The sequence below is a fragment of the Nonomuraea sediminis genome (genome assembly GCF_018531495.1).
Lineage (GTDB): Bacteria > Actinomycetota > Actinomycetes > Streptosporangiales > Streptosporangiaceae > Nonomuraea > Nonomuraea sediminis.
Window position 1 is genome coordinate 1,004,652 of record NZ_JAHDTI010000002.1, and the last position, 18,564, is coordinate 1,023,215.

The following is an 18,564-nucleotide window of genomic DNA, read 5'->3' on the forward strand; positions in this document are numbered from 1 at the left end:
CTGCTCGGGGGGCCGCCGGTGTCCATCATCGACCCCGAGGCGCATCACGTCTTCTCCTTTGGCGGGTTTGTGTCACCCGGGCCCGGCGTGGCCGTCGGTGTCGGAGTTGTCGGTGTCGTGGTGGGCGTGGGGGTTGGTGTCGGAGTCGGGGTCCTGGTTGTCTTGGTCGGTGTAGGCGTCGGCTTGTGGGTCGGAGTTGCCGACTTGCTTACCGTAGCCGACCGTGAGGCTACCGGCCGCGTCGACTTGGCCGGAACCACACTGGGTCGCCGAGTTGGTGGTTTGATCCTCGACGGCTTCTGCAGCGGGCTCTGGACCGCCGAATCGGACGGATCGGCGACCTCGGGCGTCTGCTGCGAGCTCTGCTGCGACATCGAGATCACGCTCAGCCCCACCGCGGCCACCGCTCCCGCCGTCGCGACCAGCGCGAACGCTCGCCTGCCCCGCCTGCGCGGGGCCACGCTCCCGGCCGCGGGCGCGGTCTCGACGTGCGTCGGAGCGTGGGCTGCGCCGTACACCCCCGACTCGGTCGGCGCGGACGGCATGCCGTACGGGCCGGGGTCGGTCCTGGCGGACGGCCCGCTGTACGGCCGCAGCTCGGGGTCGCGGTAGGCCTGCGTGTCCGCCTCGTCGGAGTACGGCGGGCGGGCCCGGAACCCGGAGGGGTCGGTCAGCATGCTGAGCTCGGTACTTGCTTGCGCGGCCGAGAGCGAGTCGCGCAGCACGAAGGCCCTGTCGGCCACCTCGCGGGCCGAGCCCGGCCGGCGCGCGGGGTCCTTCGACAGCAGCGCCATCACCAGCTCGCGCACCGGCGGCGGCACGTCCACGCCCAGCGGGGGCGGCGGCTCGTTCAGGTGCTGCAGCGCGATCGCGACCTGGCTGTCGGCGCGGAACGGCGTGCGTCCCGCCAGGCACTCGTAGGCCACCACGCCCAGCGAGTACAGGTCCGTGGCGGGCGTGAGCTGGATGCCCTGGGCCTGCTCGGGGCTGACGTACTGGGCGGTGCCGAGCACGGTGCCGGTCTGCGTGACCGGGGCGGCCTCCAGCGCCCTGGCGATGCCGAAGTCGGTGACCTTGATGACGCCGTCGCGGGTGACCAGCAGGTTGCCCGGCTTGACGTCGCGGTGGATGATCCCCGAGGCGTGCGCGGTGTGCAGCGCCTTGGCCGTCTGGTGGACCACGTCCAGCGCCACGTCGGGGCCGAGCGAGCCGTTGCGCGCCAGGATCGCCGACAGCGGCTCGCCCTGCACCAGCTCCATCACCAGGTAGGCCAGGTCGTGCTGCTCGCCGTAGTCGAAGACCTGGGCGATGCCGGGGTCGGACAGCCCCGCGGTGATCCGCGCCTCGTTGCGGAAACGGCCGAGGAAGCTGGGGTCGGCGGAGATGTGACTACGCAGCACCTTGACGGCGACCTCGCGGCCGAGCAGCTCGTCGCGGGCACGCCAGACCTCCCCCATACCGCCGACGGCGATGCGGGAGACCAGGAGGTAGCGGTTACCCAGCCGCATGCGGCTCCGTCACTTGAGTACCGCCTCCATTACCGCCTTGGCGATCGGCGCGGCCGTGTGGCCGCCCGTGGCTTCGGCGCCGACGTTCGCCGCGCCGGACTCGACGAGGATCGCCAGCGCGATCTTCGGGTCGTCGGCGGGGGCGAAGGAGATGAACCAGGCGTGCGGGGGCTTGCCGTCGGACGTCTCCGCGGTGCCGGTCTTACCCGCTACTTGGACGCCCGGGATCTGCGCCAGGTTGGCCGTGCCGTTGTTGACGACGCTGACCATCATCTCCTTGAGCTTGGCCGCGGTGTCGGAGCTGATCGCCTCCGACAGCTCCTCGGGCTTGGCCTCGTCGACCGTGTCACCCTTGCCGTCGGTGATCTTGTTGACCAGGAACGGCTTCATGACCTTGCCGTCGTTGGCGATCCCGGCGGCGATCATGGCCATCTGCAGCGGCGTCATCTGGTTGCTGCGCTGGCCGATGGAGGTCATGGCCACGGCGGCCTTGTCCTCCTGGGGGCCCACGTCGCTCTTGGCCACCGACATCGGGATGGCGATCTGCTCCCCCATGCCGAACTTGGTCGCCTGCTCGCGGATCTTGTCGTACCCGAGGTCCATGCCGATCTTGGCGAACGGCGTGTTGCAGGACTTCTCCAGCGCGTAGATCAGCGGCACCTGGCCCTGACCGCAGGCGGCGCCGCCGTAGTTGGGCAGGCTGATGTTGGTGTTGGGCAGCGGCAGCCGCTGCGGCGCGTCCAGGACGGTCTGCGGGGTGCGGCTGGAGTCGTCCTCCAGGAACGCCGCCGCCGTCACCACCTTGAACGTCGAGCCGGGCGGGTAGGTGCGGTCGATGTTCCTGTTGAGCAGCGGCTGGCCCTTGTCGGCCGCGAGCTGGTCGTAGCGCTTGAAGACCTTGCCCTTGTCGGTGCCCGACAGCTCGGCCGGGTCGTAGGTGGGCAGCGACACCATCGCCAGGATCGCGCCGCTCTTCGGGTCGAGCGCCACCACGGCGCCGCGCTTGCCGCTCTGGCGCAGCGCGTCGTAGGCCGCCTTCTGCGCCTTCGGGTTGATCGTGACGTCCACGTTGGCGCCGCGGCTGGGCTCGCCCGTGAACAGGTTGATGCCGCGCTGCAGCAGCAGGTCGGGGCTGGAGCCGTCGAGCAGCTTGTTCTCCGACCGCTCGATCTGCGAGGCGCTCTCCGGCGAGAAGAAGCCGGTGATGTGGGCGTAGAGCGGGCCCTCCGGGTACTCCCTGACGAACCTGAAGTCGTTGCTCTTGGTGTCTCTCGACTGGGCAAGGATGACCTTGCCGCCGGCCGTGATCCGGCCGCGCTGCACGGCGTAGCGATCGAAGTAGTTGCGAGTGTTGCGCGTGTCCTCGCGCAGCCCGTCGGCCTTGACCGCCTGCAGGTAGTTCACATTGATCATGAGCAGCGCGAACATGGCCAGGCACGCCACGGCCACGCGCTTGAGAGTGCCGTTCATCGCTGGAACACCTGTGTGAGTCCTTCGTTCTGGATCGCCTGGGGCGGAGGACGCCGCGCCGAGTCCGACATGCGTACCAAGAGGGCGATAAGGATCCAGTTAGCCAGCAGGGCGGAACCACCCTGTGACATGAAGGGCGTGACCAGGCCGGTCAGCGGGATGAGGTTGGTCACACCGCCGACGATGATGAACACCTGCCAGGCCAGGATGAACGACAGACCTCCAGCCAGAAGCTTGGAATAGGGATCGCGCGCGGCCAGCGAGGTGCGCAGCCCGCGCTGCACGATCAGCGCGTAGATCATCAGGATCGCCATCAGGCCGGTCAGGCCCAGCTCCTCACCGGTGGCGGCGAAGATGAAGTCGGAGAAGGCCAGCGGGATCAGCTTGGGATGCCCCTGGCCGAGCCCGGTGCCGAGGATCCCGCCCGCGCCGAAGCCGAACAGGCCCTGCATGGTCTGGAAGCTCTTGCTGCACATGGGGTCGGCCGGCGGATTCTGCAGGCAGACCGCGGCATTGCCGTAGTAGATCTCGTTGGTGGGGTCGAGCCAGACGTCGAAGCGGGCGCCCACGTGGGAGAAGATCTGGCCGGCGATGTAGGCGCCGCCGACGAAGAGCAGGATGCCGATGAGCACCCACGAGGTGCGCTGCGTGGCGACGTACAGCATGATCACGAACGCGCCGAACAGCAGCAGCGAGGAGCCCAGGTCCTTCTGCATGACCAGTACGCCGATGCTGACGCCCCAGGTGATGAGCACCGGGCCGAGGTCACGTGCCCTGGGCAGGTCGATGAACAGCAGCCGCCGCCCGGCCAGCGCCAGCACGTCCCGCTTGGCGACCAGGTATCCGGCGAAGAAGATGACCAGCGCGATCTTGGCGAACTCGGCCGGCTGGATGGAGAATCCGCCGACGCTGATCCAGATCCGCGCGCCGTTGATCTCCTTGCCCAGCACGGGGGTCATCGGCGAGATGAGCAGCAGCAGCCCGATCAGGCCGGCGGTGTAGGTGAGGCGCTGCAGCACGCGATGGTCGCGCAGCACGATCAGCGTCACGGAGAACAGGATCACACCGACGGCGGTCATGATCAGCTGGTTGGTGGCGGAGGCGCCCGCCTGCCCGCCCTGCTCCAGGCGGTAGATCATCACCAGCCCCAGCCCGTTGACCAGCGTCACGAGCGGGAGAAGCAAGGGATCGGCCCACGGGGCGAACTTGGCGAGCACCAGGTAGGCGGCCAGCATCAGGCCACCCAGGCTCAAGCCGTAGGTCAGCATGCCCGAGGGGATCTTGTCGTCGAGCGCCAGCCCCACGTTCGCGTAGGCCACCATCACGATCACCACGGCGAAGGCGAGCATGATCAGCTGGGCCCCGCGCCGCTTGGCGGGCATCAGGACGGGGGAATCGGAGACTTCGCTCATCTATCGCGACTTCGTCCTCGTCGCGGCGGGCGTTGGGGTCTCGCTCGGCGTCGTCTGGGGCTTCTGTTCGCTGGCGAACTTCAAGTCGTTGACCTTCGTGATGCCGTCGGCGAGGCTGGTGGCCTCGATGCCGTCCTTTATCCGGGCCTGGTCCGGGGCGGAGAGCTTGGAGACGGACTTGCCCGTGCTCTGCGCCACCGAGAACAGCTGGAACGGCCCGACCTCCTGCGGGATGCCGCGATACACGACCACCTCGTCGCCCCTGGCTCCGACGAAGTACTGGTCCTGGGTCCAGTTCCAGCCGAAGTAGCCGCCGATGCCCACGGCGACGACCACGACTGCGAGCACGGTGACCAGCACGGGCCACGCCCGACGACGCCTGACAGGACGGCGGGAGGCTCGCGCCTCCGGCTCGTCGAAGTCGTCATCGGAGATCACCGGCTGGGGTGCGGTCACCGCGCCTGATCGCCCCGGCGAGGTGTCCTGGGGGTTCGATCGCAGGCGGTTCATGCCCGCCGCGCCCACCACGGCCACCTCCGCGGGCACCTGTTGACCGTCGCTGACCTCCAGCACGTCCGCCAGCACGCAGGTGATGTTGTCCGGCCCGCCGCCCCTGTTCGCCAGGTCGATGAGCTGGCGGACGACCTCTTCAGGGTCGTCGATGTTGGTCAGCGTGGCGTGCAGCGTCTCGGCGCTCACCACGCCCGACAGGCCGTCGGAGCACAGCAGGTACCGGTCGCCCACCTGCGCCTCGCGCAGCGTCAGATCGGGATCGACCTCGCCGCTGCCGTCCAGCGCCCGCAGCAGGATCGAACGCTGCGGATGGGTGGCCGCCTCCTCCGGGGTGATGCGCCCGTCGTCGACCAGCTGCTGCACCAGCGTGTGGTCGTGGGTGATCTGGTAGAGCTCCCCGCGCCTGAGCAGGTAGGCGCGCGAGTCGCCGACGTGCACCAGGGCGACCTGGGTGCCGTGCCAGAGCATGGCGGTGAGGGTGGTGCCCATCCCCTTGAGGCTGGGGTCGCGGCCGACCATCTCGTGCAGCTTGCGGTTGGCGTCGCGCACCGCGGCCTCGATGGCGTTGAGCAGGTCACCCCCCTGCTGGGCCTCCTCGAGTGAGGCCATTGCGGCGATGGCGACTGAGCTCGCCACCTCGCCGTGTGCGTGCCCGCCCATGCCGTCGGCGACGGCGAGCAGGCGGCCGCTAGCGTACGCCGAGTCCTCGTTCCCTTCGCGGAGGAGGCCGACGTCCGAGCGGGCGGCGTAGCGGAGTGCGATGGTCATTTGCGCAATTCAATGACTGTTTTGCCGACGCGGATCGGAACACCGAGCGGCACCGGGGTCGGGCGGGTGACTTTTGAGCGGTCGAGATACGTGCCGTTGGTCGAACCGAGATCTTCCACGATCCACTGACCGTCCTGAGGGAAGAGCCGGGCATGCCGGCTGGATGCGTAGTCGTCACTCACCACCAGCGTGGCGTCGTTCGCCCTGCCGATGGTGATGGGCGTCTCCGTGAGGTTAATGGTGGTGCCCTGCAACGGGCCACCTGTCACGATGAGCTGGCGTGGCTCACCCTTCTTGCTCTTGGGCTTGGCCACCGGTTTGGCGGGTTTCGCGCCTTTCCGCGGACCGGCGGGAGCCGTACGTGATCCGAACAAGTCTGTCCGGATCACGCCGACTGCGGCAATGACGAAGAACCACAGCACCGCCAGGAAGGCGAGCCGGATCAGCAGCAGCGTGAGCTCGGACATGGACCGCTTGTCTACCCCTAATCGCGCCGGAACACCAGGGTCGTGCGTCCCAACGTCACTCGCGTGCCGTTCTGGAGCTCGATCCTGCGTACCGGCTGGCCGTTGACGAATGTGCCGTTCGTCGATCCGAGATCGACGAGGAACACCTGCGGACCTTCGACGCGCAGCTCCGCGTGATGGCGCGACACGCCGGGGTCGACGAGTCGAAGATCGCAGTCGGTGCCCCTGCCGAGCAGGGTCACCGGCGTGGTCAGTTCGTAGGAGCGGTCGCCCTGCGGGTCGTCCTGGGTGGAGACCAGCAGCCTGGGCCGCCCGTTGAACGCGTTCGGCCGCGCGGGAGGCAGGTCGCTCGCCGGCTGGCGAATCTCGTCCTGCTCGACCGTGGCGCCGCGAATGACTCCCGACCGGATACGGAACAGGCCGACAGCCAGGTCGGCAGCGGTCTCGAAACGAACCCGGACCGGTCCCACGAAGGAGTAGCCCTGCTCCTTGGCGTACTCCCTGGCGAGGTTGGCCAGCTCGTGGCTGATGCTGTCGGCGTAGACCTCAAGCCGTTCGCTGTCGGTTGTGGACAGCTCGACCACGAAATCGTTCGGTACGAGCGTCCGACCCTGAGCAACGATCGCCGCACGCTCGTCCATCTCACGCTGAACCGCGCTGGCGACCTCGACCGGCTGAAGGTCAGATTTGAACGCTCGCGCAAAGGCCCCCTCAACCAAGCCTTCGAGCCTTCGCTCGAAGCGCTGAAGGACTCCCACCGGGTACCTCCCTTCCTCCGTGCATATGACCCACGTGACGGTGTTTCCCGGCGCTCTTCAGCTGTCGCGCCCAGCTCCTCCGCTCCCGTGTCTTATGCGATCGTATCCGGGTTCAGTACCACCGGCTGTTCCGTGCTACTGTTTCTCCGCACCCAACAAAGGGCGGGTGGCGGAACGGCAGACGCGCACGGTTCAGGTCCGTGTGTCCGAAAGGACGTGAGGGTTCAAATCCCTCCTCGCCCACGCGACGACGGCGATCCTTGGTCGCGATTCCCTCGGGGGATCGCTCCCTCGGGTCGCCGCTCTATTTCTGCCCGGGGGGTAACCCCCGGACCCCCAGCGTCTAGACCCGATGGTGGCTTGTCGCCGTCATCAGGGGTTAGCGCTGTTGCCGCTGGTTTTGCTTCTGGCTCGTCTTTTGCGTGGTGGCTCGTCGCCGTCATCGGGTTGGTGCTGTGCTTGGTGCAACTACCTTGGCGAACTGAGCCCCGACCCGCAAGGGCCGGGGCTTCTTTGTTTTCCTGTACGGCTCGCGGAGCTTAAGCCTTGGTGGTTGCAGCTTGCTTTCGGATGGCTTTCGCTCTGAGCGGATTATGCTGCCGTGGTTCGGGTGTCCAGGAGTTCGCCCAGGAGGTCTGTGAGGCTGACCATGCCGATGACCTGCTCTGATTGGTCGATCACAAGCGCCAAATGCGCTCGCGCGTCCTGGAGTGCGGCTACGGCTTCCGGGACCTGGGTGACGCAGGCCAGGCGTGGCATGGGTCTTGCCAGCTCCTCTGCGGTGCGCTCAGGGGCGAGCAGGGCATCGCGGGCGTGGAGGACGCCTTCCACACGATCGTTGGTGCCCACCAGGAGCCTGAGGTGGCCGCTTGTTCTGGCCGCTTCTCTGATCTCGGTGGCGGTTGCCCTGGGGAGGACCATCGTGGTGTCGGCGATGGGGACCATGAGGCGTTCTATGCCTTCTGCTTCCAGGCGGAGGGCTCTGGTCAGGAGGTCGTGTTCCTGTCTGTCCAGCAGGCCCATGCGGCCCGACTCGCCCACGAGCATGGCTAGCTGGCGGGGGGTTCTGGTGGTGGCCAGCTCGTCGCGGGGCTGGACGCCGAACAGGCGCAGGATGCCGTTCGTCAGGGCGTTCAGCACGCTCAGGAGCGGTCTCATCAGCCAGGTGAAGGCTCTGAACGGGAACGTCAGCAGCAGCGCGGCGCGCTCGGGGTGGGTCAGCGCCCAGGACTTGGGCGCCATCTCGCCGACGACCATGTGCAGGAACGTGACCAGGGCCAGCGCGATGGTCAGCGAGATCGCGATCCGCAGGCCGTCCGGCACGCCGACGGCGCCGAAGACCGGCTCGAGCGCGTGCTCGATGGCGGGCTCGGTCACCTGACCCAGGCCCAGCGTGCACAGCGTGATGCCGAGCTGGGCGCCGGCCAGCATGAGCGACAGCCGTCGCCCGCCGCCCACAGCCGACTTGGCGGCGAGCCTGGTCAGACGGTTGCCGCCGGCCGCCGCCTCCTCCAGGCGGTGGCGGCGTGCCGAGACGAACGCGAACTCCGCGGCCACGAACAGCGCGTTGAAGGCCAGCAGGGCCAGGCTGACGAGCAGCATCGTCATCGGGCCACCTCCGCGGCCTGCTGGACGGGCGCCAGCCGCACCCACTCGGGCACCCGGCGGTTGAGCGACAGCACGGTCAGCTCGGCCTCGGCCTCCTGCGGCTCGTCGGCGAACGGGTCGCTGTCGGGCGTGAAGGACACCGTGACCGCGTCGCCCGGCTCGGGCATCCGTCCCAGCCTGGCCAGGACAAGGCCGCCGAGCGTGTCGTACTCGTCGCTCTCGGGCAGCGCGATGCCGGTAGCCCGCTCGACCTCGTCGAGCCTGAGCCGGCCCGGCACGTCCCAGCCGCCGTCGGGCTGCTCGACCACGCCGGCGGGCTCCGGGTCGTTCTCGTCCATCAGCTCGCCCACCAGCTCCTCGGCCAGGTCCTCGACCGTGATCACGCCGGCCAGGTCACCGTACTCGTCGATGACGCAGGCGATCTCGTCCTTGCCGGCCCGCATCCTGTCCAGTACGGCAGGCAGCGGCAGCGAGTCGGGCACCAGCAGCGGCGGCCGGGTGACGTCGCCCACGGTCCCGTCCTCGAGCCCGGCGGCCAGCAGTTCGCGCACGCCGGTCACGCCGAGCACGTCGCCGTCATCGCCGAGCACCGGGTAGCGGGAGTGCCCGTACATGCGCATGGCCTCGAGCAGCTCGGCCAGCGGCTGCCCGCCCCTGAGCACGACCACGCGCGGCCGCGGCACCATGATCTCCTCCGCGGTCCTGTCGCCGAACTCCAGCGCTCGCTCGAGCAGCTCCGACAGGCGCGGCGGCAGCTCACCGGCCTGGGTGGACTCGGCGATGATCCGGGAGAGCTCCTCAGGGGTCGCGCCGTGCTCCACCTCCTCGACCGGCTCGATGCCGACGCGCCGCAGCAGGCCGGTGGCCGCCGAGTCGAACAGCCGGACCAGGGGCCCCACCGCGGCCAGGTAGACCAGCGTGGAGGCGGCCAGGAACTTGGCCACGGGCTCGGGCCTGGCGATGCCCAGGTTCTTGGGAGCGAGCTCGCCCAGCACCATCTGGACGACGGTGGCGACGAAGACCCCGATCGCCACCGAGACTCCCGTCACCATCGGGCTCGGCAGCGCCGTGAGCCAGGGACGCACCAGTGCGGCGATGGCGGGCTCGGCCAGGAAACCCACGAGCAGGGCGGTGACGGTGATGCCCAGCTGCGCGCCGGACAACATGAAAGAAAGACGTGAGGTCACCTGCAGGGCCTTTTCGGCTGCTCTGTCGCCGGAGGCGGCCTGCTCGCGCAGGATGCCGCGGTCCGCGGCGACGAAGGCGAACTCCTGGGCGACGAAGTAGCCCGTCGCGGCGGTGAGCAGGAAGAGGGCGATCAGCCCGAGATAGGCGCTCACCGCAGTGAGCCTTCAGAGGAACCCGTGCACGCGCACGGGCGACTACTCCAAGGGTCCGGAGCGGACACGATCATCCTTTCGATAGACGCAGTCCGTAAACGGTAACGATCCTGGTGGCTCCAATGTTTCCGGGGTGGCGTTCCGCGAGTTTGTGCGTACTTTTCCGTTGCAAAACCTTGGCGAGATGTCTGCACTGGTTGGTGACCCGACGTAGCGTTTATGGCACCCGAAGGAAGAGGACACCAGTGCAAGAGGACGAGCGGACGCGAGCCATGCGCCAGCCGGGCGACGGCCGGCCGCTGCCGCGCCAGGAGCCTGACCGCCTGCGCTCCGGTGGCGCTCCGGCCCACCAGATCCCGTCCGCCCCCTCGGACGACGACGAGCCTCGCGCCCGCTCCCGGGTGTACGGCAAGCAGCGTGGCGGCAACAGCCCCGTCCAGCCCCTGAAGTCCCGAGGCGAGCCCGCGGGTCCCAAGCCGCCGCGCGGCCCCCGCAGGGGGTTCCCGTGGAAGCTGGCGCTCGGCCTGCTGGCCGGGCTGCTGGTGGTGCTGCTGGTGGCCGCGGTCGGCGGGTTCTTCTGGATCAACGGCCGCATCAAGGGCATCGACGGCGTCCTGGCCGACTACCCGGGCAGGGTGGCCGACACGCCGGGCACGAACTGGCTGCTGGTCGGTTCCGACAGCCGCAAGGGCCTGTCGGCCGCCGATCGCAAGAAGCTGGCCACCGGCCGCGCCGCGGGCCAGCGCACCGACTCGATGATGCTGCTGCACATCTCCGACAACGGTGACAAGCCCACGCTGGTGAGCCTGCCGCGCGACTCGGCGGTGACGATCCCCGGCAAGGGCCGCAACAAGCTCAACGCCGCCTACGCCTTCGGCGGACCCAAGCTGCTGGTCCAGACGGTGGAGACGGTCACCGGCGTGCACGTGGACCACTACATGGAGATCGGCTTCGCCGGCTTCGTGGGCATCGTCGACGCGGTCGGCGGCGTCGAGATCGACGTGCGCGCCGACGTCAACGACCCCAAGGCCGGGCTGAACCTGAAGAAGGGCAAGCAGGTGCTCACCGGCGGGCAGGCGCTCGGCTACGTCCGCACCCGCAAGGGCGGCGCGCTGCCCGACTTCGAGCGGACCAAGCGCCAGCGCCAGTTCCTCGGCGCGGTGCTGAAGAAGGCGACCAGCCCCGGCGTGCTGATCAACCCGTTCACCTCGATCCCGCTGGCGATGGCCGCGACCGACTCCGTCACCGTCGACGCGGGCGCCGGCGCCTTCGACATGCTGTCGCTGGCCAGGGCGATGGGCGGCGGCCCGGTCACCACGGTCGTCCCCTTCGGCGGCAACACCAACGCCGGCGGCGGCTCGGCCGTCCAGTGGGACAGGACCAAGGCGCTGGCCCTGTTCAACGCGTTGAAGGACGACAAGCCCGTCCCGCAGGACGTCCTGGACAAGGGCTAGCCGCCCGAGGCGCCCGCCGTGGTGCTGACGCTGACGGCCGCGGAGATCGCCGCGATCATGGCGCCGTTGATCGCCGCGATCGTCTGCGCGACGGCGTCGGCCGCCCAGGTGCCCTCGGAGATCTCCTTGATCCGCGCCTTGCTCGCTTCGGGGAAGGCCTTGCGGTCGAGCTTGGCCGCGTGCAGCAGCGCGATGAGCACGGCGGTGCGCGGCTCGGGCTCCCCGCCCGCGAGCGCGCTGGAGACCCGCTCGCGGACCTCGAGCTCGACGGAGGGGTCGGCCTCCGGCCAGCGGCTGGCGGGGAACATGCCGAGAACCTTGCGCTGCTGCTCGCTGAGCACGCCGCGCTCGGCCAGCCCGTTCAGCAGCCGGTTGCGGAGCTTGCCCGACTGGAGCTTCTGCACCCACCACGCCGGCCTGCGTTCCTTGCCGTCCTCGGCCATGCGGGCGAGCGCGGCGTCGAGTTCGGTCTCGCCGAGCGGGGTGGCGTCCCTGACAGTGACCTTCTTCTTCGACAGCTCCAGCCGCTCGTTCACCGCCAGCTCGGCCAGCAGCGCTCCCGCCAGGGCCGCGTCGAGCGGGATGCCGCTGATGACGGGCTTGCCCTCCTGATCGGAGTAGGCCAGCAGGAGCAGTTCCTCCGCGATCGTCACAGTCATGCCTCAGACACTAACGTGCGGTTATGGCTATTTCAGCGGACCTGCACGCGCTCGGCACGCCCTTGTTGGACAAGCAGCTCGCGCACCCCACCGTGGCCGGGATCGGGCGTGGCGACCTGCCGGAGCCGGTGTTCCGGTCGTGGCTGGAGCAGGACTACCTGTTCCTGCTGGACTACGTGCGGGTGTTCTCCCGGCTGGCCTGGCAGGCGCCCGCCGGGCACCTGGGCGACCTGGTGGACCTGGCGCACACCACCTTCCACGACGAGCTGAACCTGCACAGGTCCATGTCGGCGGAGTTCGGCGCCGACCTCGACGGCGCGGTCAAGGGGCCCGCCTGCGCGGCCTACACCGCCTTCCTGCTCGAGTCGGCCGGTAACTACGCCGAGGGACTGGCGGCGCTCTACCCGTGCATGTGGGGCTACTCGAAGCTCGGCAGGAAGCTGGCCGAGAACCCGCCGGCCGAGCCGCGCTACCGGGCCTGGGTGGACACCTACGCCGATCCGGGGTTCGCCGCCCTGGCCGAGCGTATCGCCCAGATGATCGACGAGGCCGCCCCCGACCCCGGACGGGCCAGGGAGCTGTTCGCCCAGGGCATGGCGCACGAGCTGGCGTTCTGGGACGTGCCGTAACCGTCCACAGGCTGTGGACAGTGCCCGTACCCTGGTGCCATGCCGGAACTTCCCGAAGTGGCCTCGCTCACCGACTTCCTGCGCGAGCGGGCCGTCGGCCACGCGGTCCTCGGCGTCGACGTGGTGGCCTTCCAGGCACTGAAGACCTTCGACCCGCCGGTCAGCGCGCTGAGCGGGCTGACGGTCACAGGCGTCTCCAGGCACGGCAAGTTCCTCGACCTGGACTGTGACGGACTGCACCTGATCATCCATCTGGCCAGGGCGGGCTGGCTGCGCTGGAAGGAGGACCTGTCGGGCGCCAAGCCGGTGCGACCCGGCAAGGGTCCCCTCGCGGTCCGGGTACGGCTGTCGCCGAACGAGCTGGGCCTGGCGCCGGGGTTCGAGCTGACCGAGGCCGGCACGCAGAAGCGGCTGGCCGTCTACGTCACCAAGGACCCGCGGGAGGTGCCCGGCGTCGCCGCGCTCGGCCCCGACCCGCTCGCCGAGTCGTTCACGGTCGAGGTGCTCAAGGGGATCCTGGGCGGCAACCGTACGCAGATCAAGGGGTTGCTGCGCGACCAGAAGGTGATCGCGGGGATCGGCAACGCCTACTCCGACGAGGTGCTGCACGCGGCGAGGATGTCGCCGTTCAAGATCGCGGCGACGCTGACCGACGAGCAGGTCGCCGGCCTGCACGAGGCCATCGTGACCACGCTGCGCGAGGCCGTGGAGCGGGCGCACGGGGTGGCGGCCAAGGACCTCAAGGCCGAGAAGAAGTCCGGGCTGCGCGTGCACAACAGGACCGGGCAGCCGTGCGATGTATGCGGCGACACGATCCGCGAGGTGTCGTTCGCCGACTCCTCGCTGCAGTACTGCCCGACCTGCCAGACCGGCGGGAAGCCGTTGGCCGACCGCCGCATGTCCAAGCTGCTGAAATGATGGAAGCATGACGGTTCCCGAGATCGAAGTGAACGACGTCCCCGCCGACGGCTACCTGCTCGACGTGCGCGAGCGGGAGGAGTGGGTGGCGGGCCACGCGCCTGAGGCCGTGCACATCCCGATGTCCGAGATCCAGGGCAGGGTGGACGAGGTTCCCGCCGACCGCACCGTCTACGTGGTGTGCCGCGTGGGCGGCCGCTCGTTCCAGGTCGCGGCGTGGCTGACCCAGCTCGGGCGCGAGGCGGTCAACGTGGACGGCGGCATGCAGTCCTGGGAGGCCTCGGGCAAGCAGATGGTCAGCGAGTCAGGACAGCCGCCCTTCGTGGCCTAGCCCTCGCCGGGCGTGACCAGGCCGCTCTCGTAGGCGGCGATCACCAGCTGCGACCTGTCACGCGCGCGCAGCTTGGTCAGCAGCCTGCTCACGTACGTCCTGGCCGTGGCGGGACTGATGAACAGGCTGCGGCCGATCTCGTCGTTGGACTCACCCAGGCCGACCTGGCGCAGCACCTCCCGCTCGCGCTCGGTCAGCCCGGCCAGCAGGTCGCCGCGGCGGGACGCGCGCGGCCTGCTCGCCACCCAGCCCATCACGCGGCGGGTGATCGCGGGGGACAGCAGCGCCTCGCCGCCCGCGACCACGTGGACCGCCCTGCGCAGCTCCTCCGACGGCATGTCCTTGAGCAGGAACCCGGCCGCCCCGCAGCGGATCGCCTCCACCACGTTCTCGTCGTCGTCGAACGTGGTCAGCACCACGATGTGGACCCCGCCGAGCGCGGGGTCGGCCACGATCCGCCTGGTGGCCTCGAGCCCGTCCACCTCGGGCATGCGGATGTCCATCAGCACCACGTCAGGCCGGTGCTCGGCGGCCGCCCGTACGGCCTGGCGGCCGTCGCCCGCCTCGCCCACCACGCGGATGCCCGGGTCGCGCTCCAGCAGCGCGCGCAGCCCCGACCTGATCAGCTCCTGGTCGTCGGCGATCAGCACCGAGATCATGAGACGTCCCCCAGCGGCAGCGTGGCCCGCACCTCGAACCCGCCCGCTCGGCGCGGCCCGGCCAGCACCTCGCCCTCGACCAGCCCCGCACGCTCCTTCATGCCTCGGATGCCCGCCCCCTCCGGTCCCGGTGGACCGGCTGTTCCGTCGTCGACGACGGTCACCTCCAGCCGGTCGGTGTGTCGTCGTACGGTGACCCAGATGCCCGTGGCCCGCGAATGCTTGATCACGTTGGTGACCGCCTCCTGGACGATGCGGAACGCGGTGGCGTCCACCGCGACCGGCAGGTCGTCCGCCTCGACCTGCGCCTCGGCGGTCAGGCCGCTGGCTCTGGCGTCGTCGAGCAGCGCGTCGAGCCGTGCCACGGACTGGACGTCCCGCTCCGGGCCGCCGGTGTCGCGCAGCAGCCGGACCGTGGCCCGCAACTCGCGCATCGCCCGGGTGGCCGCCTGCTTGATGCGCACCAGCGACGCGCCGGTCTCCTCGTTGCCCGGTGCGAGCGCCTCGCGGGCCACGTCGGCGTGCAGCGAGATGATCGCGATGCTGTGGCCCACGGCGTCGTGCAGGTCCCGCGCCAGCCGTACGCGCTCCTCGCGGACGCGGCGCTCGGCCTCGCGCTCGCGCTCGAGCCGCGCGGTGCGCACCCGCTCGCCGAGCAGCACGGCCGCCGCCATGAGCGCGACTGTGGAGATGAGCTCGTAGCCCAGCAGGTAGCGTGCCGACTCGCCCTGGCGGAGGCGGAAGTAGGTGGAGACCAGGACGAGGATCACGCCCGTCACCACGCAGGCCCACACCCGGCCCGCTTCGGCGGCCGAGTACAGCGCCGCCACCACCGGCACCGCCAGCCCGATCGCCGGGTAGCCCAGCCCGTAGTAGGTGAACAGCGCCAGTGCCGTGGCCGTCAGCACCGCGCGGGGGAAGCGCCTGCGGGCCAGCATGAGCGCGCCGAACCCCAGCGCGAAGCCGTACGCCACCAGATCGGGCCGCTGCTTCCCGCCCTGGTCGGAGGCCATCACCAGGGCGAGCACGAGCGCGACCGCCACGCCGAGCAGGGCGTCGATGACCACGGCCGGGACGTGGCCGTTCGGCCGTGTCTCCATGCGAACAGCTTAGAGAAGCGTCGAGTCTCGACGTATCCCTCGTCGACACGCGGCGGATGCCGATCCATGTGATCGTTTCCTAGCGTGCAGGTATGAAATCACCGCAGTGGTCACTGGTCATCGTTCTGGGGGCACTCGCTCTGATACGCCCCTTCCTCAGCATCGTGGGGATCATGGACGCGCTCGGCAAGCCCGCCGCCCCCATCGCCGTCACCATCGCGATCTCGCTGGCGTGGCTGCTCGTCGTCGTCCTGTTCAACGCGCGGCAGCCGCTGCTCACCCTGGTCGGCGCGGGTCTGGTGTACGGCGTGCTGGCCATCGTGCTGGGCGCCACGCTCGGCACGTTGACCGGGGAAGGCGGCATGTCGATCCTCAGGCCGCTCACCGTCGTGAGCATCCTGATCACCAATGCCATCTGGGGCGCCGTCGTCGGCCTCATGGCGTTCGGCATCCAGAAGGCCAGGGGCAGGGGGTAGTTGCCGGATGACGAATGGTGCATCATAGGGGCGCACGTTAGGACAAAACCGGCGTGCGATCACAGCTGAACCGCGGGAGCTTGGGGCAACCAGGCTGAGAGGGCAGATACCGCTGCTGCCGACCGCATGAACCTGTCCGGATGGTGCCACTCTCCGGTGGTAGGTCGCTCCGGTGCAGGTCAAGGGCCACTCACGGTGGTGTGAATGGCCCCAGCGCTCCCCGTACAGCTACGAAGTACAGCAGTAGCCGCCTGAATCAGCCGTCCAAGGCACTCCCGAGCTTCCGCAGGGCCGCCCCGGTGGCCTCGTCAGTGGCGTCGGTGTAGACCTCCATCGTCATCTTGATGTTGCTGTGGCGAAGAACCCGCATGGCCACGCGAGGGTGGACGTCCAGGGCCGCGAGCAGAGTCGCGCACGTGCCGCGCGTGCCGTGAACGGTGATGCGACGCACCCCTGCCCGCATCACGCGGGCATCGAACCGGCCGTTGAACTTCGTCGGGTCCAGGGGCTTGCCGACTGGTGAGGTGAAGGCCAGACCGGTGTCCTGCCAGGCGTCCCCGGCTTCCTGCCTGTCGAGTTCCTGCTGCCGTTTGCGCAGCCTGAGCGCGGTCAGGCAGATGCCAGGGAGGGGAAGTGGGGCCTCGGAATCCTCGGTCTTCACCGGCCGTCGGCGTAGCTGATCGCGGATGCGTTGAAGCTGCTCGCCGACATACAGCTCTCCGGCGTCCAGGTCCACGTACTTCCAGTCGAGCCCGAGCACCTCACCCTTGCGCAGCCCGAGTACCAGGATGAGGACGTAGACCGCATACAGCGGGTCGGCCTCATCTCGCGCGTTCTCCAGGAAGCGGTGCCGAGTGGCTGCATACCGCGGTCGGCGAACTCGTCAAGACAGTCCATCGGCGGTTCCTTGCCGCCGATGGCAGGACCATCATGATTTCCGACATCTCATATCCCCGAGATCGCTACGACGCGTTCATGTTCGTTATGGCTCTTTGAGAAGAGACCTTCGCATTCCGCGTGGGGGGCTCGTTCGCTGTCCCCAGTGTCCCCGCTGTCCCCGTTCAGGTTCTGACTAGGGGAAACGCTCGGAATCTGTGGGGACACTGCCGGAGATATGGCCTCCCCCAGTGTCCCCGGCAGGCATTGAACGCCTGAGGGCGCTTCTAACAAGACCATCCCCGGCGGGAAGCAGTTCGTCAGAACGAGCGAGAACGACCATCTACGGCCGTCTCAAGGCTCCGAGTCAAGCAGGAGAGGCGCTTCGCGCGTCTATCAGCGCTTCGCGCATGAGCTGAAACACTAGGGGGTAGCGGCGAGACGTGGCCCCCCGCTACCAGAGGAACGCCCTCCCGATCATCGATCCGGAGGGCGTTTTCATGTCTATGTAACCAGAACGGTAACCACTGAGGCCCTAGGAAGCCGCTTGGCCGGCCGGATCGTCTCTTGCCCCGACCGGAGCCGAGCAGGTTTACACACAGTCCGGCGGCCCGTGCCGAGGGTGATCCTGTGATGGCTGCCGCCAGCCAGCGGCCAGCTACTGGCTGTTTGGTAGCCGACCATTTGCCAGCTGGCCGGACGGGTCATCAGCTGGGACGGACACCGGTGTTCGGAGTGTACGGAATCGTACGGGATTCTGGCTGCCACCCAGCGCCGCCCATAGGCTCGGCCGAGAAAAGAGCATCCGTTCTCGTAGCGACAGCAGCTAGATATTCGAGCAAGAGAAAAGGCTCTATCAGGCCCCCCCAACGGGCTCGAAAGCAGAATGTGCGCAGCTTTCCTCCTGTCAGAACCCAGCACGGTTGAGCTTGAGCCGACCGCTTCGATGACAATGCACGCCGCGACTGTGGGCGCTTGCATCCCCTAGGCCGGACTGCACGCGAGATTCCCAACTCAAGAAAGGCCTGAAGAAAATGCGAAGACTGCGAAACCACCTGACCAGCACAGCCGCGAAGCCGCGTCCAGACACAACCGACTACCACAGCCTTACAGCCAAGACCGGAACAAGCCCACGCCGGCGGGGATGGCGCCGATTGATTCTGCTCGCCGCCTCGCTCCTCGTTGGAGCCTTCGGGATCACCGCTCCGGCACACGCATCATCAGGCTACACAATTGTGAGCTGGGGCGAGAAGACAAACGATTGTCTGGACGCGGGTGGTGGCTGGCTCAGCACCTGGCCCTGCAACGGCAACGCGAACCAGCGATTCACCTTTGCTTCGGTGGGAACGGCGGGACATTGGGGCTTCCAGGCCCGCTCCGACAACGGCCTGTGCATTGATGCCGGGACCAGTAGTGGCCTGGGATCATGCGACACCTCCCGCACTTCGCAGTGGTTTACCACCACTTCGTTGGGCAGCACCGAACATATGCATCCATATGCATCGTCGAACCTCTGTTGGGATGCCGGCCACAGCCACCAATGGCTACTCATCCAGCCCTGCAACATTAACTACATTAACCAGCAATGGTACACCTCGAATAGGTAGCGGCCTGCGGG

At 68.7% G+C, this 18,564-nt stretch carries 17 protein-coding genes and 1 tRNA gene; 6 read left to right on the forward strand and 12 right to left on the reverse strand.

Features of this window, described 5'->3' with window-relative positions:
- Positions 1 to 44: 44 nt before the first annotated feature.
- The 6 genes from KIK09_RS12855 to KIK09_RS12880 are packed head-to-tail and all read right to left on the reverse strand — an operon-like array spanning position 45 to position 6,896.
- Positions 45 to 1,508 (reverse strand): protein kinase domain-containing protein, encoded by a 1,464-nt coding sequence (locus tag KIK09_RS12855; RefSeq protein WP_214319270.1) that lies wholly within the window; start codon positions 1,506 to 1,508, stop codon positions 45 to 47.
- 9 nt (positions 1,509 to 1,517) lie between these two features.
- On the reverse strand, positions 1,518 to 2,978 hold the full coding sequence (locus tag KIK09_RS12860; RefSeq protein WP_214319272.1) for a peptidoglycan D,D-transpeptidase FtsI family protein: 1,461 nt from the start codon (positions 2,976 to 2,978) through the stop codon (positions 1,518 to 1,520).
- Positions 2,975 to 4,390 carry an FtsW/RodA/SpoVE family cell cycle protein gene (locus tag KIK09_RS12865; RefSeq protein ID WP_214319274.1) on the reverse strand — a complete coding sequence of 472 codons (1,416 nt, stop codon included), beginning with the start codon at positions 4,388 to 4,390 and terminating at the stop codon, positions 2,975 to 2,977. Before KIK09_RS12865 ends, KIK09_RS12860 begins: the two co-directional genes overlap by 4 nt.
- Positions 4,391 to 5,671, reverse strand: a complete 1,281-nt coding sequence (locus KIK09_RS12870) for a Stp1/IreP family PP2C-type Ser/Thr phosphatase (protein ID WP_214319276.1) — start codon at positions 5,669 to 5,671, stop codon at positions 4,391 to 4,393. It abuts the gene before it with no gap.
- The gene (locus KIK09_RS12875) at positions 5,668 to 6,138 is read right to left on the reverse strand and encodes an FHA domain-containing protein FhaB/FipA (RefSeq protein ID WP_214319278.1); all 471 of its coding nucleotides are present in this window, start codon (positions 6,136 to 6,138) and stop codon (positions 5,668 to 5,670) included. The genes KIK09_RS12870 and KIK09_RS12875 overlap by 4 nt, the downstream gene beginning before the upstream one ends.
- Before the next feature lie 17 nt (positions 6,139 to 6,155).
- Entirely contained in the window at positions 6,156 to 6,896 is a 741-nt protein-coding gene (locus KIK09_RS12880) for an FHA domain-containing protein (RefSeq protein ID WP_214319287.1), read from the reverse strand.
- Positions 6,897 to 7,056: 160 nt separating this feature from the next.
- Here KIK09_RS12880 and KIK09_RS12885 point away from each other — a divergent pair.
- Positions 7,057 to 7,139, forward strand: a tRNA-Leu gene (locus tag KIK09_RS12885).
- A gap of 348 nt (positions 7,140 to 7,487) precedes the next feature.
- Here KIK09_RS12885 and KIK09_RS12890 read toward each other — a convergent pair.
- Together KIK09_RS12890 and KIK09_RS12895 are read right to left on the reverse strand one after the other, a co-directional pair.
- Positions 7,488 to 8,504 carry a hemolysin family protein gene (locus KIK09_RS12890; protein WP_214319289.1) on the reverse strand — a complete coding sequence of 339 codons (1,017 nt, stop codon included), beginning with the start codon at positions 8,502 to 8,504 and terminating at the stop codon, positions 7,488 to 7,490.
- Positions 8,501 to 9,844, reverse strand: a complete 1,344-nt coding sequence (locus KIK09_RS12895) for a hemolysin family protein (RefSeq protein ID WP_214319291.1) — start codon at positions 9,842 to 9,844, stop codon at positions 8,501 to 8,503. Before KIK09_RS12895 ends, KIK09_RS12890 begins: the two co-directional genes overlap by 4 nt.
- Positions 9,845 to 10,089: 245 nt before the next feature.
- Here KIK09_RS12895 and KIK09_RS12900 point away from each other — a divergent pair, with 245 nt between their 5' ends.
- The gene (locus tag KIK09_RS12900) at positions 10,090 to 11,298 is read left to right on the forward strand and encodes an LCP family protein (protein ID WP_308164056.1); all 1,209 of its coding nucleotides are present in this window, start codon (positions 10,090 to 10,092) and stop codon (positions 11,296 to 11,298) included.
- Here KIK09_RS12900 and KIK09_RS12905 read toward each other — a convergent pair.
- Entirely contained in the window at positions 11,295 to 11,957 is a 663-nt protein-coding gene (locus KIK09_RS12905; RefSeq protein ID WP_214319299.1) for a GOLPH3/VPS74 family protein, read from the reverse strand. The two genes, KIK09_RS12900 and KIK09_RS12905, sit on opposite strands and share 4 nt — an antisense overlap.
- A gap of 23 nt (positions 11,958 to 11,980) precedes the next feature.
- Here KIK09_RS12905 and KIK09_RS12910 point away from each other — a divergent pair, with 23 nt between their 5' ends.
- From KIK09_RS12910 to KIK09_RS12920, 3 genes are read left to right on the forward strand one after another with little or no spacing between them, the layout of a single operon-like run.
- Entirely contained in the window at positions 11,981 to 12,586 is a 606-nt protein-coding gene (locus KIK09_RS12910) for a TenA family protein (RefSeq protein WP_214319301.1), read from the forward strand.
- A 39-nt stretch (positions 12,587 to 12,625) separates the two neighbouring features.
- Entirely contained in the window at positions 12,626 to 13,504 is an 879-nt protein-coding gene (locus KIK09_RS12915; RefSeq protein WP_214319303.1) for an Fpg/Nei family DNA glycosylase, read from the forward strand.
- Between the two features lie 7 nt (positions 13,505 to 13,511).
- Entirely contained in the window at positions 13,512 to 13,835 is a 324-nt protein-coding gene (locus KIK09_RS12920) for a rhodanese-like domain-containing protein (RefSeq protein ID WP_214319305.1), read from the forward strand.
- Here KIK09_RS12920 and KIK09_RS12925 read toward each other — a convergent pair.
- Positions 13,832 to 14,494, reverse strand: coding sequence for a response regulator (locus KIK09_RS12925; RefSeq protein ID WP_214319307.1), 663 nt, complete (start codon positions 14,492 to 14,494; stop codon positions 13,832 to 13,834). The genes KIK09_RS12920 and KIK09_RS12925 overlap by 4 nt on opposite strands.
- Complete coding sequence (locus KIK09_RS12930) at positions 14,491 to 15,594, reverse strand: sensor histidine kinase (RefSeq protein ID WP_214319309.1); 1,104 nt, start codon at positions 15,592 to 15,594, stop codon at positions 14,491 to 14,493. The genes KIK09_RS12925 and KIK09_RS12930 overlap by 4 nt, the downstream gene beginning before the upstream one ends.
- A 92-nt stretch (positions 15,595 to 15,686) precedes the next feature.
- On the opposite strand from KIK09_RS12930, the gene KIK09_RS12935 reads away from it, so the two are divergent.
- Positions 15,687 to 16,070: a hypothetical protein gene (locus KIK09_RS12935; protein ID WP_214319310.1), complete on the forward strand. Its 384-nt coding sequence runs from the start codon at positions 15,687 to 15,689 to the stop codon at positions 16,068 to 16,070.
- Positions 16,071 to 16,326: 256 nt separating this feature from the next.
- On the opposite strand, the gene KIK09_RS12940 is transcribed toward KIK09_RS12935, so the two are convergent.
- Positions 16,327 to 16,911 carry a site-specific integrase gene (locus tag KIK09_RS12940; protein ID WP_214319639.1) on the reverse strand — a complete coding sequence of 195 codons (585 nt, stop codon included), beginning with the start codon at positions 16,909 to 16,911 and terminating at the stop codon, positions 16,327 to 16,329.
- Positions 16,912 to 18,564 lie beyond the last annotated feature (1,653 nt).